Below are 12361 nucleotides of genomic sequence, written 5' to 3'. Positions count from 1 at the left end.
TCTTGAGAATCACAATCAGAAGCGCAAATCTGCTGATGAGAATCAGTTTCGTTTGCATCCAAATTCAAAGAAACTGTGCAGCGCTCAGCCACTCGTGAACATCTCGCCAATTGCGTTGGCATCACCTGCATTGAGTGCCGCAGCAAGCGTCTAACGCCTTATTGCGGCTGAGCTTTGCCCGGCAGCGACCTGAGCAGCACCTGGCATCCGCACGTTTCGGCGTGAACGTGCAGCCACAACAGCAACACTGCCTGAGCGGATGGGCTGGCTGAAGAGCCCGGCGGCGACGAGCATCGGCAGCACGTCTTTCAAGTCGATCATCGAGCTGCTTCTGTCGGCCATCGGCCAGCAGTTTCAGCAGTGATTCCGTTTCTTCAAGGCTGGTGGTGTTACTCGAGTGCCAGAGCAGATCGTCAGCGACGAACCATGGTGTCCAGCGCCAGCGTCGAGCACCCAGAGGAGCCCACCAGAGCCGACCTGATGTGGTGAGCTTCCACCAGCCGTCAGCGTTCTGCCAGGGCGTTCTTGTCAGTTCCCGGTGGTGCTTTGCGACGGGGCATGGACAGTCCTCACAGCCTGTTTCAACAGGATTCAGCTGGGGAGGCTTGTGACTGTTTCGGCTACGCATAAGCGCACGTTAAACCGTACCTCTAGGGTCGGTCCTCCTCCTGTTGAGACTCGTTCATCCGGCATAGAAAGGAACTGTCCCAATCCGGTATTCACCATGACGACAGATCTGATCAAGTGCCAGTGCAACAGCGATTGTCAGTGCGAAATCGAAGCTGCAAAAGCTGTGATGCGCGACGGCAAAGCTTTCTGCTGTGAACCATGCGCGGATGGTCTCGGCTGTGGTTGCCGTTGATGGTTTAAGCGCTCACACCCGAAGGCCCCGCCCTTGAGCGGGGCTACCCATCCCGCCGCAGAGAAGAGCAACTGAAACTGGTGCTGTACTGATCACTGTCCGGGTTGACGGTTCGCAGCGCTGAACCACTTGGGCAGCTCTTCGTAACAAGCGCCATTGGCCTGGTTCTCACGCGCCTCCACCTTCCAGCAGCAGCTGCGGCCAGCATCGCGCTCCTTTAGCAAGCTATTGGCCCAGTCCCACACCAAATGCGCGGTGGCTTCCATTCCAACGTTGTCCATCACGCGCAGATCCAGGGCGCCCTGTGCATGCAGGCTTTGCCATTGCTGCATCAACGGATCATCAGTATTGACCAAAAAGGTGTGGTCAAACTGATTCCTAAGCTGCTCCTCCAGGGGCCTGAGACTGGAGAAATCCACCACAAACCCACATGGGTCGAGGTGGGTCGCGGCGAACCACACAGTGAAGCTGCGGCTGTAACCGTGCACAAACCGGCAATGTCCAGGGTGCTGCCACTGCCGATGGCAACAGGGGTACCCCTCGAAATGCTTGCTGCAGGTGTGACCAGCGGAGGGCAGAGGCATCGGGAGGAGAAGAGGGAGGCACTGCGGCAGGATTCTTCCTGTCTACATCTGCAGCAAGCGCAGCCCAATGCAGCCCCTCACATCAGCCTTCATTGATCAGCTCCATTTCAATGATGCGGGCTTGATCCCCGCGATCGCCCAGGACTGGCTGGATGGTGCCGTGCTGATGGTGGCCTGGATGAACAGGCACTCCATCGAACTCACCCTGAGCAGCGGTGAGGTTCATTACTGGAGCCGCTCGCGCAAAGAGCTTTGGCACAAGGGAGCCACCAGCGGCCACACCCAGACAGTGAGAAGCATCCGCTACGACTGCGATGCGGATGTGATCCTGATCACGATTGAACAGGCCGGCGATGTGGCCTGTCACACCGGAGCTCGCAGCTGCTTTTACGAAGACAGTGATCAACGCGCCCCGGGGGGCCCGGAGTCGCTTGCTCCCCCTGCTGACGCCTGCACAGAGCTGATGCGCGTGATCGAAAGCCGCAGGGATCATCCTGAGGAAGGCAGTTACACCAACAAACTGCTCAAGGGTGGTGACAACAGCATCCTCAAGAAAATCGGTGAGGAAAGTGCCGAGTTCGTGATGGCCTGCAAAGACAACAACACCGATGAAATTGCAGGCGAGGCCGCCGACATCCTGTTTCACATGCAGGTTGCCCTGGCCCATCACGGGGTCAGCTGGAGGCAAGTGCAAGCGGTGCTAGCGGCCCGTCGGGGTGCACCACGTCGCGACTGACGCAACGAAATACCGATTCTTGAACTCACCAGCATTCTTTGAACAATCGGATGCATTGATTGCGAAAAGAGAATTAGCCAATAGCTGACTGCTTTCAAACGACGCTATCGGTGGCTCTAGCTATTTCGGACAAGCCGGACAGGCTTTCAAACAGCGAACACTTGCCATAAATTTCTCTGACGTAGTTATTGATCTAATTGACCTATGTTTAGTCGATTCTCGATGCAACTACATCGCATAGCAGCTGGCAGAAGATCACACCTACATACCTGATCCAGAGATCGACAATGAGCCAAGTTTCTGCCAGCAGGGCCTGATGGAAACACAGGAAAAGCCACCCATTTCTCAAGCCGCATGAATACCATATAATCCGATGAGCTCAATCAACACAACTGAAAAGAAAGCACCAATAAGTCCATTTATCATCAAATAGTATCGATCACATACACGCTCTAACAATATTCCTAAGCAAGCAGAGATTATTCGCAGCTCACCAAAATCCAACAAACATACAGAATCGGAGGCAATGATTTGGATCCCGGGAACTGGGGGCGCGGGCATCAACTAGCGAAGCTTTCTAGCGGCATGAATTCACAAGAAAAATCAGATCTCTGGAAAACAACAGAAACCATCAACCTCCCCACAAAGCAACCGAGGGGTCCGATCGTTGGATCACCAGAAAATAACAAACTCGAGATTCACGGCAATATGCAGAATTGAACACACAAGATTAAAACAAAAAATCCAGAGATATCCTTAAATCAATAGATGCGTTGACATCAGATGAGCCAGAAACTCGCAACCTTCAGTGGTGGCGGCTGGAACAGTCTGAGTGCAATTTATGGAATGACGGCCGGAGCCCTAGACGCTCTTGAGCAGCGAGGCCTGACCAGAGACCTGGATAACCTTTTTGCCAACATAGATACTATTTCTGCCAATTCAGGTGGAACCTGGGCACTGACGACACTCGCCAGCTCGAACTCCATCAATACCACGTTTAAAACAAAATCAGGCACCAGCAGCATCACCAACTCAGGCTATCTAGGAAATGTCAGGGAAGCATTCGAGACACTTCCCCGATTCGGAGAATTCAACGAAGAACGACCTTTATTCTCGGCTTCAGTTGGATTCAATTTCAATTGGAATAAGTTAGTGCAAGACCTTGTCTACACGCCCGCAAAAGACATACCTGACAGCAATTTCGTGCCCGGCAGTCTGATGAATTGGGCACAAAACAAGCAACTTGTGTTCGCTACGGGCTTGGGCGCCATCAAGGCTAGAAGCATTTTTGACAGGACTCTGCCACCGCAGCCGATGGTTGTTGCTCGAAGCGGCCGCTTCAGACCATTAAACAATATCGAAGCAGCCGCTTACTCTTCCCATTTACCAAATGAAGCACAGATAGTCCCCCTATCGCTTGAACTCAATGGACAAACAGAAACAAATTCGGCTTATCGAATACCAGGAGGCATTAACACACGAATTGACTACAATTCTGTCCGCGGATTACGGCGCTCAAGCATACAAATCGACACCGAGGGTGATTCGAGCCAACTTCCACTGACAAGTCCATCGGTTTTTTCTTCCGCAGCTTTAGCAATTGATTCAAATTCAGACGCCGCTGGCAACACCAATAAACTGGCGCCATTAGTTGGCTTCTCAAATGGACGAATTCTCGACTTTGAACGTACACCTAGAGAAAGAACTGAAGAGGAAGGTCATCGCTTCGCCAAACGCGAAGGGCTCTCCAGAACGATGGACGGTGCTTACATCGACAACTCTTCCATTGCCTATGGCCTATCAGCCTTAGAAAGCGAATCTGGCCTAAAAAATAATTTTGAGATTTCAGCATTTATCAATACTTCAAGCGGACCATCCGACTGGGTGAGCGTTGCACTCGACGATGGCAGCAGAATAAGGCTTCCTTCTAACGTCACGATGCTGTTTGGCATCGGCATAAATGGCACATCGCTGGCAAAGGACGATGCCTACCCGAATCCAATTATTCCCGACGGTTTTATTCAGCCCAGTGCCGTTGTATTCAAACGAGACTCTCTCACCGGTATATCAACCGAGCCCAACTGGGTTTATGAGTCAAATGATGATAATTGGAGAATTGAACAACGCACCATCAATGTCACAACAAATAGCAATCGCACGTTCGACCTCCCCGAAAACATCAACGGAACACTGAATCTATTCATCTTCAGCAATCCTTCCTCAAACCTCATCGCATTCAACAACAATATCCTCGATCAATACGAAAACAATTTCAATGGCTACCGTGAAGCCTTGAACAGCATTGAGGGCTCAAATTTAATTGCCAATGCTTTTTATTTTAATTGAGCAAAAAACATACATTCGACCAACTAGCTAGTACTATCTGATCATTAAGGTGCACAAGGAGAATCAGAATTGATTACCACTTCATCTCCAAGCTGCACTGTTTTGAGTAGGTCACTCATCACGTTCTGATCGACGTTGATGCAGCCACCAGTGATCGACTGTCCCACCCGGCTGGGATCGTTGGTGCCATGAATGGCGAAGCTGTACCAGCGGAATTTGCCGTCGTAGGTGTTGAAGCGGAATGGCTGGGGCGTCGCAGGCACGGGCGCCAGGCTGATGTAACCCTTGCCGTACTCACCTGTTTCCCCATCGCCCTTGAAATCGATGGAACTCATGTTGCGAAACAGGTTCTCGCGCAGATAGGCCTCAGTCTTTCCGGACTCCTTGACTAGAGAAGGATCCATCACAAAACGATCCTCGCTCAGAATCGCATTCACGCGAAAGGTGCCCAGCGGAGTCCAACCTTCCTCGAACGTTGATCCAGCGCAGGCAATGCCGTTGCGGCCATACCCCACCTTGAAACGAAGGGATTCACCCCCCTGATTCAGCTCTCCTGTGCTCGCGGAAGGGTCTGTCGCATCCAGCTGAATGTTGATGCTGTCTTTGGAGGCACGCTCTTCCTGCGAGAGGGGACCCGACTGACCGCACCCGGCGAGCACAACGAGTACAACCCCCATAGACAATGAATGCATCAGGCTGCCTGAGCGCAGCAAGCTTGCAATCCTCAAGGCCATTCATCGTTCACTGGAGGAAGCATGCCGAGTTTTCAGCGGCCTGTCAGAAGCTTGAAGCGAGCGTCAAAATAGCCATCACTGAGCTGCGGTGTCGGCAGGATTCAACGGCTCACCAAAGCGGGTGGGCTGAGCGCGCAACCAGTCCAGGGTGCGTCGATCCCCGACAGAGGGAGCGAGCACCGGCGAGGCTCCTTGCACCGGTGCAAGGGCATCAGCAGGATCATCGCTGTGCCCCCAGAGACCAAAGGCATGGCCCAGCTCATGCAATGCGGTGGCTTGCAAGGCCTCTGCCCTCAGCTCCGGTGACACAAGCACGGTCACCCCTGGTTCCAGTCGCCAGACGTCTGAGCGACGGACCTCCAGCAGCTGCAGCACGGCACGACCATTACTGGCTCGCCAGCCCCCCGCCAGCTGACGCCGAGGCGGTCGACGCCGTTCGATCCTGATGTGAGCCCGGTTGGGATCACTCACACGCAGAATCGGCAACAGAGGCATCCAATCCTGCAAAGCGGCATTGACGGCATTCAGCCAGCGTCGCTCCCATCGATCCGCCTCAGCTGCAGCAGCAGGCTCGACCCAGACACACCACCGAGGTAGGGACGGAATCCCGAAAGCCGTGGTCGCCAAACGCGCCCCGTATCCAGGAGCTGTTTGAGCTGCTGCTGCAGTGAAGGGCTGACCCTCGAGCCTGCGAACCTGCTGAACCGGGGGACAGGGGTCATCAAGCATTGGACTGGTTACTTAGGCAGCGGAAAGACCAACACCCCTAGCCATCAGTGTGGCGAGCATCGGAACCAGGGCAAATCCAACAAGCTCCACATTGATGATCCAGCCCAGACGCGTTGCCAGTGCTTGGCCCACTTTGGGTAACTCACCCTTACGCAGCGGAATCGCCCAGAGGATGTAAGTGACCGTGGGATAGAGCGAAAGCCCTCCGACACTCAGATAAAGACCGACTTTCCACCAGAACAGTGGATTTTCTGTGTAGAAGTCGCTGCCCTGCCCGAAGTAGAGCACCCGCAGAATTCCGCTGACCAGCAGAGCGAGCGCCGCAATTCCATAAATGATGTCGGTGATCACCATGGCCGTGGCGGTCCTGCGATCGGGATCCGGACGAATCAGCCGCCGCTCCACCACCAGGGCCGCGAAGCAGAGCATGAAGCTCAGGTAATGGACGTAGGCCACTCCAGCACTCTTGGCAATCTCAGGAGTCAGCACAGTGGCCAGCAACATGGGGGCGAATCATTTGTTGCTGGCGACAGTAGCGGCTGAGAGGAAACCTCCGCTGCTTTCATGTGGAAGGCCCGGGCAATCAAAACAACTCAAATATGAAGCGAAACGAATCACACTATGAACAAAACTTGAATTCGGTACAAATTCAGAATTACGTCTGAAATATGAATTCCGCAGTCTTCATTACACGCGCCAGATAAAAAGCCATTCGCCCTAGGTTCAAAGAACTCTGGCATACATGTGATGGTGAGTTCACTAAGTGCATTTCTGGGCGAAATCGGCAGACATCAACTACTGACTCCTGAACAGGAGTTAACCATGGGTCGCAAAGTACAGGCCATGGTCGCTCTGAACGAGCGCTGTCAGCTTGCGGGTGGAAGTGGAGAAGCATGTGTTTATAACGATGAAGAGAAGCGCACGATTAAACGAGGAGAAAGGGCCAAGAATCAGATGATCACCTCCAACCTGAGGTTGGTGGTGAATCTTGCAAAGCGTTACCAGGGCAAGGGGCTTGACCTGCTGGACCTGATTCAAGAAGGCACCCTTGGACTTACACGCGCCGTCGAGAAATACGACCCAACTCGCGGCCACCGTTTTTCCACCTACGCCTACTGGTGGATACGGCAAGGTCTGAACCGTGCTCTCTCAACGCAGAGCCGCACCATTCGTATTCCCGTGAATGTGAATGAAAAACTCACCAAACTGCGTGCTGCCAAAGCTCGACTGATGCAGAGCAATGGCTTGCCTCCAACCTCGGAACAACTTGCAGAGTCGATGCAAATTTCCCTCAGCGAGGTAGAAGATCTGCTCGGTTGTGAATTACGCAGTGTGACGGTCAGCCTTCAGGGGGTCGTGAAATCAAAATCAGATCCTTCAGAACTGGTCGATGTTCTCCCCAGTGATGAAATTCCACCGATGGAACGGGCGGAAATCGCAGAAAGGACTGCTTCGGCCTGGAAGCTGCTGGACAAATCCAATCTCACGCCTAAAGAACGGACAGTGGTGATGCTGCGATTTGGCCTCGACGGCAGCCATGAATGGCGCACACTTGCCGAAGTAGCCAGGCATATGAACTGCAGCCGTGAATACTGTCGCCAAGTGGTGCAACGTGCTTTGCGCAAATTGCGCAAGACCGGCATCCAACACGGCTTAGTTGAGATGAGCGTCTAAGCGGGAACCCACCCCCAGTGGATTCGGCTCTCCTCCTGGCAGATCAACTCAAAGGGGTGAAACTGTTATACGTGTCCGATTTGTTGCCTTCGCCATGACCTCGAGCTCCTCTTCAGGCACCACGGAGTTCAACACAGGGTTCAACGGGGAGGTGCTGGATGCAGAAGTGCTCGATAGCGAAGTCATTGATGAATCTGCATTCCGACAACTGCTGAAGCGGGCTGGAAGATCCATTGCTCGCCCAGCCCTGGAAGCACTGGAGATGATGCTTGATCCGGCAACGCCGCCTCAAGCAAGGTTCACCCTGCTAGCAGCCCTCACCTATCTTCTGGTCCCTACCGACCTCATCCCTGACCTGTTGCCTGTGGCAGGTTTTAGTGATGACCTGGTGGCCCTCACAGCCGTCATGGGTCTATGCAGGAATCACATCACTCCAGAGATCAGGCAACGGGCGCAACGCAGACTGGATCAATGGTTCCCAATCCACCGCCCATGACCCGCTGGTCAAGAGATTTGGAGGATGACCTTGCTGCATTGCTGAAGGACTGGCTCAAGCAGCAAGGACGCACCCAGTCGGACCTGCGCCGCAGCCTCAGAGCCACATCCACTCGCATGCCAGCCCTGATGGAGGTCCTGGAGCGTGAGCATGTGCTTGGAGGCATGCCTCGTCTTGCAGCCAGGCTCTGCTCCATCGAAGCCGAATGGGCAGCCAATCCCGGAGCACCTGCGCTTGAGGATTCAGGCGCCAACACCTCTCAGAACAGTGCCGATCCCTTCGGTCAGTTGGATCTTTTGCTGAGAGAAATTAGAGACGACTGCACCGGCTGAACACGATCGCAGGCAACATGGAGGTATCTGTCTGATTCTTCATGGCATCCGTCCCGCAAAGACTTCTCGGCGTCAGCTTCCTCACCGCTGTCAGCGTGATGCTCCCTCAGGGCGTGATGGCTCAATCAGAGGTCTGGCTGCTAGGCCCCAACAGCCGTACTGGCGAACAGAGCACCGTGGTTCCCACCGACTGCGTTGAAGGGGCTGATGGATCGATCACCTGTAACACCAAGATCGAGAACCCCCCTGGCGACACACCTGCCAAACCCTTCTTCAACCCATTCAGCAGCAACTGATCACAGTGATTCAGTCCCGTCGCAAACGCCGAAGTTTCCTGCAATGGGTTGATGCGGGTGAAAAGCAGGTCGCCATCCTGCTCACCGCGATCACGGCTGTTGTGATCGCTGCGTCGATTGTGCAGCTCACAATCCGCGTGGCTCTGTCTCTGATCACCAATGAACAGGATTCCTACTGGCTGGGTGATGGTCTGATTCGCATCCTTGGCGATCTGCTGACAGTGCTGGTCGCCCTTGAAGTGCTGCAGAACATCACTAGTTATCTGCGTCGCCACGTCGTCCAAATCGAACTGGTGCTGGTCACAGCACTCACAGCCGTAGCCAGGAAGGTGATTGTTCTCCCGAAAGGTGCAGAAGACAAACCTCAGCTTTTGATCGGTCTCGGCGTCTCCGCCATCGCTTTAGCGGGGGCTTACTGGCTGGTTAAACGATCGGCTGAACCGGATGCTCGCTTGGACTCTCATTCCAGTAGAGAGCGAGCCATACCGTTCCAGGATCAGCATCCGTCCTCTCAACCCGATGACGTCGACCGGCTGGCAACATCAGCTGATCCCCCACGCTGAGTTCAACCCATCCCTCTGGATCTTCAAGTCGGATGGTTGCGCTGCCCTTCAAAAGGGTGAGCCACTCATGCTCTTTCTGCTGGTACCAGAAACCCTCCGGGCTACACGATCCGTTGGAGCTGATCCTGATCAGTCTCCAATCCCTGCCTGAACACAACTCCTCTTCGGTTTCATGGCCTGAAGCGGCAGGCGCCTCTGCCAGCAGATTGGATAAACCTGGTGCCTCAACACTCGGCTCTCCCCAGCGGCGACCGATGGAATACCCCCATAATTTGGCCAGCCGCACAACGGCATTGTGAGTTGAGCATGCGGCCAACTGTCGACGACGGTCCGGATCAGCATCAAGACTGCTGACCAATGCGTTGAGCTGTTGAACCTTCAACAAAAAATGCTGCAGATCCTCTTCCGCCATCAGATCAGAAACAACTGCTGTGATCCTGACAACCCACAGTTTCAGATCCAACCAGTGACTTGCACCAAGGCAGACTGACATCACCTGCTATTTGGTGATGAAGACTCTGCTAGCAGGGGCGCTGATGCTGATCACACTGTTCTGGCAGAGTTCAAACGCCTGGGGGCTTAGCGGATCAGGAGCGCAACTGTTTGATCTGCATTGCGCTGGATGTCATCCCAACGGCGGAAATATCATTCGTCGAGGACGAACACTGAAACTCAAGGCCCTCGAGAAACGAGAGCTCAACAACGCTCAAGCGATCGCACAGATTGCCCGTGAAGGAATCGGACAAATGAGCGGTTATGCCGATGCTCTCGGAGCAGGGAATGACATCGTGGTTGCCGAGTGGGTCTGGCAGCAGGCTCAGAATGCCTGGATCCAGGGATAAACATCCAGGCGCGTCCAGATTCCTTCTTGCCAATAGACATCTGCTTCAAGCAGAGCGCGCACTGTTGATTCACTGTCGGACTCAAAGACTGCAAAAACGTGTGTACTGCCAACAGTCGGACCAAGGGTGATCAATGTCCCACTTTCCTTGAGGGCTTTAAGCCGCTCGAGATGCTCATCGCGAAACGGAGCTCTTTTTTCCAGTGCATTGTCGCAATAAGTCCCCCAGAGAACGAAGCGGGCCATAGATTCACCTCCGGTTAAAAAAATCTGCGCCGTAAGGTTGACGCATACTGCACATTAAGCGCTATGTTCAGAAGGTAGATTATTTTTATGATGATGCTCACTGGTGCTGAACTCCTTGCGAAGGTAAAGGATTTAGGTGACGTCTCCAAGACAGACCTAGCTACTGCCTGTGGCTATGTCTCGAAAAAGAAGGATGGTTCTGATCGCGTTAATTTCACTGCTTTTTACGAAGCTCTTCTCAACGCTAAGGGCATCGAACTTGGTGGTGGTTCCGCTGGTATTGGCAAGGGTGGTCGCAAGCTTTCCTACGTGGCAACCGTTCAAGGAAACGGCAATCTGTTGATCGGCAAGGCTTACACCGCCATGCTGGATCTCAAGCCTGGCGATGAATTCGAGATCAAGCTTGGGCGTAAACAGATCCGCCTCGTTCCCGTTGGTGGCACTGACGAAGACGAAGAGTGATCTTCAGCCAGCTGCGGCACGTAGTTCTCGGCAAAATTCACCTGCTTCCGCCGCTGCGCACCCTTGTTGGGCAGCGGCGATTCTTTTAACCAGAGCACTGCCAACAATCGCTCCATCGGCACCCCATGCCCGCACCTGACGGACCTGCTCAGGGCCTGAGATTCCAAATCCCACTGCAACTGGACCAGCGTTACATCGCTTCAGAGAAGTAACTAATTGTCCGACACGTTCTTGAAGACTTGAGCGTTCTCCGGTGACACCGGTCACAGAGACCAGATAGGTGAAACCACGACTGGAAGCAGCAATTCGCTGCATGCGCTGTTCAGGCGTGGTTGGAGCAACCAGCAGAACAAGATCAAGACCATGTTGTGCTGCAAGTGGAGACAAACGTTCCGCTTCCTCAAGGGGAAGATCAGGGACAACCAAACCGGAAACACCTGCGGCGGCAGCTTCTGAAAAAAAACGTTCTGGTCCTCGATTAAGCAATGGGTTGCTGTAGGTGAATAGCACAACTGGCATGGTGAGTTGATCACGCAATCCACCCAACATTTCCAACACCTTTGCCGGTGTGGTGAGTTGTTCAAGAGCTCGGTGAGCCGCGGCCTGGATCACTGGTCCATCGGCAAGAGGATCGCTGTAAGGAATTCCAAGCTCCACCACATCAGCTCCATGATTCTGAAGACTGAGCAACACATCAGCCGTGCTCTGAAGATCAGGATCACCTGCCATCACAAAAGGCATCAGTGCCAGACGCTGCTCACGGGCGGTCTTCACAAAGACCTCTGCAATGCGTGAAGACTGCTCTGTCACGGATTCTGAAACTGTGATGAAGGGGAGCCTAGAGGTCGGCTGAAACTACTCAGACGCCTGAGTGGTCTCTTCCTCGGCAATGGAGGCCATCAGTGCTTGCTGCTGCTCCGGCGTCATGGCATCGAACCGCTCCTGAAGCTCCTGAGCCGTGAGCTGGTCATAACCGCTGCGATAACGACGGCGTTGCTGCATATAAGTCATGCGACCAGTGACCACTCTCAACAGATAGGAGCTAGTCCAGATGACCACAATCACTACCAGAAGGGCCTCGGCGGCAATACCCGCAGAAAATCCTTCAAGCCCGAGAGCTTCAAAAAGCCAGTAGCCCAAACCACCAGTTAGCAGAAGACCAAGGCCAAGTTTCAGGACTCCGGCACGCGTCAACGATCAGACCTCACCCTGACCGCTAAAGCGGAGATTCAGGAATGGAGCAAAAACAATCAGACCTGGAAAAAACAGGAACACTAGGGCATAAATCCCTAAACGCTCATATTTACCCATCACAGTCCAGCGACGAGTCATCCATGCGTAGAGAAGGAGAGGGACCACCACGAGATAGGCACCACCCAGAACCACATAGGCACCGATCACGAGCAAGGTGTCCAGGGAAACCGCGTTGAGGAGAGTCTCCATCGTCTGCGTCATGGGCC

18 protein-coding genes and 1 pseudogene are annotated in these 12361 nt (G+C 53.8%); 9 read left to right on the top strand and 10 right to left on the bottom strand.

Annotated elements, in window-relative coordinates; translation table 11 throughout:
• Window positions 1–121 precede the first annotated feature (121 nt).
• Entirely contained in the window at window positions 122–628 is a 507-nt protein-coding gene (locus DXY31_RS02870) for a hypothetical protein (RefSeq protein WP_114991893.1), read from the bottom strand.
• A 326-nt stretch (window positions 629–954) separates the two neighbouring features.
• A complete protein-coding gene (locus tag DXY31_RS02860) occupies window positions 955–1446 on the bottom strand; it encodes a 6-carboxytetrahydropterin synthase (protein WP_114991889.1) in 492 nt (163 codons plus the stop codon).
• Window positions 1447–1513: 67 nt separating this feature from the next.
• On the opposite strand from DXY31_RS02860, the gene hisIE reads away from it, so the two are divergent.
• Window positions 1514–2182, top strand: coding sequence for a bifunctional phosphoribosyl-AMP cyclohydrolase/phosphoribosyl-ATP diphosphatase HisIE (gene hisIE, locus DXY31_RS02855; protein WP_114991887.1), 669 nt, complete (start codon window positions 1514–1516; stop codon window positions 2180–2182).
• Window positions 2183–2965: 783 nt separating this feature from the next.
• Window positions 2966–4528, top strand: a complete 1563-nt coding sequence (locus DXY31_RS02850; RefSeq protein ID WP_114991883.1) for a hypothetical protein — start codon at window positions 2966–2968, stop codon at window positions 4526–4528.
• Window positions 4529–4572: 44 nt separating this feature from the next.
• On the opposite strand, the gene DXY31_RS02845 is transcribed toward DXY31_RS02850, so the two are convergent.
• The 3 genes from DXY31_RS02845 to DXY31_RS02835 all read right to left on the bottom strand — a co-directional run bounded on the left by DXY31_RS02845 (window position 4573) and on the right by DXY31_RS02835 (window position 6495).
• A complete protein-coding gene (locus tag DXY31_RS02845; RefSeq protein ID WP_114991950.1) occupies window positions 4573–5220 on the bottom strand; it encodes a L,D-transpeptidase in 648 nt (215 codons plus the stop codon).
• Between the two features lie 117 nt (window positions 5221–5337).
• Window positions 5338–5991 (bottom strand): peptidase, encoded by a 654-nt coding sequence (locus tag DXY31_RS02840; protein ID WP_114991879.1) that lies wholly within the window; start codon window positions 5989–5991, stop codon window positions 5338–5340.
• 12 nt (window positions 5992–6003) lie between these two features.
• Window positions 6004–6495 (bottom strand): DUF2214 family protein, encoded by a 492-nt coding sequence (locus DXY31_RS02835; RefSeq protein WP_114991875.1) that lies wholly within the window; start codon window positions 6493–6495, stop codon window positions 6004–6006.
• A gap of 243 nt (window positions 6496–6738) precedes the next feature.
• On the opposite strand from DXY31_RS02835, the gene DXY31_RS02830 reads away from it, so the two are divergent.
• From DXY31_RS02830 to DXY31_RS02810, 5 genes are all read left to right on the top strand, one after another.
• Window positions 6739–7665 carry a sigma-70 family RNA polymerase sigma factor gene (locus DXY31_RS02830; RefSeq protein ID WP_114991870.1) on the top strand — a complete coding sequence of 309 codons (927 nt, stop codon included), beginning with the start codon at window positions 6739–6741 and terminating at the stop codon, window positions 7663–7665.
• Window positions 7666–7759: 94 nt separating this feature from the next.
• Window positions 7760–8161, top strand: coding sequence for a YkvA family protein (locus tag DXY31_RS02825; RefSeq protein ID WP_114991867.1), 402 nt, complete (start codon window positions 7760–7762; stop codon window positions 8159–8161).
• Window positions 8158–8493, top strand: a complete 336-nt coding sequence (locus DXY31_RS02820) for a hypothetical protein (RefSeq protein WP_114991862.1) — start codon at window positions 8158–8160, stop codon at window positions 8491–8493. Before DXY31_RS02825 ends, DXY31_RS02820 begins: the two co-directional genes overlap by 4 nt.
• Window positions 8494–8591: 98 nt before the next feature.
• The gene (locus DXY31_RS02815) at window positions 8592–8789 is read left to right on the top strand and encodes a hypothetical protein (RefSeq protein WP_371639014.1); all 198 of its coding nucleotides are present in this window, start codon (window positions 8592–8594) and stop codon (window positions 8787–8789) included.
• A gap of 5 nt (window positions 8790–8794) precedes the next feature.
• Window positions 8795–9352, top strand: coding sequence for a phosphate-starvation-inducible PsiE family protein (locus tag DXY31_RS02810; RefSeq protein WP_244279480.1), 558 nt, complete (start codon window positions 8795–8797; stop codon window positions 9350–9352).
• On the opposite strand, the pseudogene DXY31_RS02805 reads toward DXY31_RS02810, so the two are convergent.
• Window positions 9315–9764, bottom strand: a pseudogene (locus tag DXY31_RS02805) (Nif11 domain/cupin domain-containing protein); the annotation flags it as partial. The gene DXY31_RS02810 and the pseudogene DXY31_RS02805 overlap by 38 nt on opposite strands.
• A 97-nt stretch (window positions 9765–9861) precedes the next feature.
• Between DXY31_RS02805 and DXY31_RS02800 the strand changes: the two are divergent.
• Entirely contained in the window at window positions 9862–10194 is a 333-nt protein-coding gene (locus tag DXY31_RS02800) for a c-type cytochrome (RefSeq protein ID WP_114991855.1), read from the top strand.
• Here the strand turns inward: DXY31_RS02800 and DXY31_RS02795 are convergent.
• Entirely contained in the window at window positions 10170–10439 is a 270-nt protein-coding gene (locus DXY31_RS02795) for a YciI family protein (protein ID WP_114991852.1), read from the bottom strand. The two genes, DXY31_RS02800 and DXY31_RS02795, sit on opposite strands and share 25 nt — an antisense overlap.
• 93 nt (window positions 10440–10532) lie before the next feature.
• On the opposite strand from DXY31_RS02795, the gene DXY31_RS02790 reads away from it, so the two are divergent.
• Window positions 10533–10901: an AbrB family transcriptional regulator gene (locus DXY31_RS02790; protein ID WP_114991946.1), complete on the top strand. Its 369-nt coding sequence runs from the start codon at window positions 10533–10535 to the stop codon at window positions 10899–10901.
• A 3-nt stretch (window positions 10902–10904) separates the two neighbouring features.
• On the opposite strand, the gene trpA is transcribed toward DXY31_RS02790, so the two are convergent.
• Genes trpA through DXY31_RS02775 form a run of 3 tightly spaced genes read right to left on the bottom strand, consistent with a single transcriptional unit; the run spans window position 10905 to window position 12356 of the window.
• Window positions 10905–11711, bottom strand: coding sequence for a tryptophan synthase subunit alpha (gene trpA / locus DXY31_RS02785; RefSeq protein WP_114991849.1), 807 nt, complete (start codon window positions 11709–11711; stop codon window positions 10905–10907).
• A gap of 45 nt (window positions 11712–11756) precedes the next feature.
• Window positions 11757–12095, bottom strand: a complete 339-nt coding sequence (locus DXY31_RS02780) for a DUF3007 family protein (RefSeq protein WP_114991845.1) — start codon at window positions 12093–12095, stop codon at window positions 11757–11759.
• Between the two features lie 3 nt (window positions 12096–12098).
• On the bottom strand, window positions 12099–12356 hold the full coding sequence (locus DXY31_RS02775; protein WP_244279478.1) for an NAD(P)H-quinone oxidoreductase subunit L: 258 nt from the start codon (window positions 12354–12356) through the stop codon (window positions 12099–12101).
• Window positions 12357–12361: the final 5 nt, after the last annotated feature.

The sequence above is a fragment of the Synechococcus sp. UW179A genome, assembly GCF_900473965.1.
Taxonomy (GTDB): Bacteria; Cyanobacteriota; Cyanobacteriia; order PCC-6307; family Cyanobiaceae; genus Synechococcus_C.
This window is presented reverse-complemented; position numbering and strand designations above follow the sequence as displayed.

Bases quoted from the DNA above. Each gene is read 5' to 3' on its own strand.
- DXY31_RS02870 (WP_114991893.1), bottom strand. From the start codon at position 628: ATGCGTAGCCGAAACAGTCACAAGCCTCCCCAGCTGAATCCTGTTGAA.
- DXY31_RS02860 (WP_114991889.1), bottom strand. From the start codon at position 1,446: ATGCCTCTGCCCTCCGCTGGTCACACCTGCAGCAAGCATTTCGAGGGG.
- hisIE (WP_114991887.1), top strand. From the start codon at position 1,514: ATGCAGCCCCTCACATCAGCCTTCATTGATCAGCTCCATTTCAATGAT.
- DXY31_RS02850 (WP_114991883.1), top strand. From the start codon at position 2,966: ATGAGCCAGAAACTCGCAACCTTCAGTGGTGGCGGCTGGAACAGTCTG.
- DXY31_RS02845 (WP_114991950.1), bottom strand. From the start codon at position 5,220: ATGCATTCATTGTCTATGGGGGTTGTACTCGTTGTGCTCGCCGGGTGC.
- DXY31_RS02840 (WP_114991879.1), bottom strand. From the start codon at position 5,991: ATGCTTGATGACCCCTGTCCCCCGGTTCAGCAGGTTCGCAGGCTCGAG.
- DXY31_RS02835 (WP_114991875.1), bottom strand. From the start codon at position 6,495: ATGTTGCTGGCCACTGTGCTGACTCCTGAGATTGCCAAGAGTGCTGGA.
- DXY31_RS02830 (WP_114991870.1), top strand. From the start codon at position 6,739: ATGGTGAGTTCACTAAGTGCATTTCTGGGCGAAATCGGCAGACATCAA.
- DXY31_RS02825 (WP_114991867.1), top strand. From the start codon at position 7,760: ATGACCTCGAGCTCCTCTTCAGGCACCACGGAGTTCAACACAGGGTTC.
- DXY31_RS02820 (WP_114991862.1), top strand. From the start codon at position 8,158: ATGACCCGCTGGTCAAGAGATTTGGAGGATGACCTTGCTGCATTGCTG.
- DXY31_RS02815 (WP_371639014.1), top strand. From the start codon at position 8,592: ATGCTCCCTCAGGGCGTGATGGCTCAATCAGAGGTCTGGCTGCTAGGC.
- DXY31_RS02800 (WP_114991855.1), top strand. From the start codon at position 9,862: ATGAAGACTCTGCTAGCAGGGGCGCTGATGCTGATCACACTGTTCTGG.
- DXY31_RS02795 (WP_114991852.1), bottom strand. From the start codon at position 10,439: ATGGCCCGCTTCGTTCTCTGGGGGACTTATTGCGACAATGCACTGGAA.
- DXY31_RS02790 (WP_114991946.1), top strand. From the start codon at position 10,533: ATGCTCACTGGTGCTGAACTCCTTGCGAAGGTAAAGGATTTAGGTGAC.
- DXY31_RS02775 (WP_244279478.1), bottom strand. From the start codon at position 12,356: ATGACGCAGACGATGGAGACTCTCCTCAACGCGGTTTCCCTGGACACC.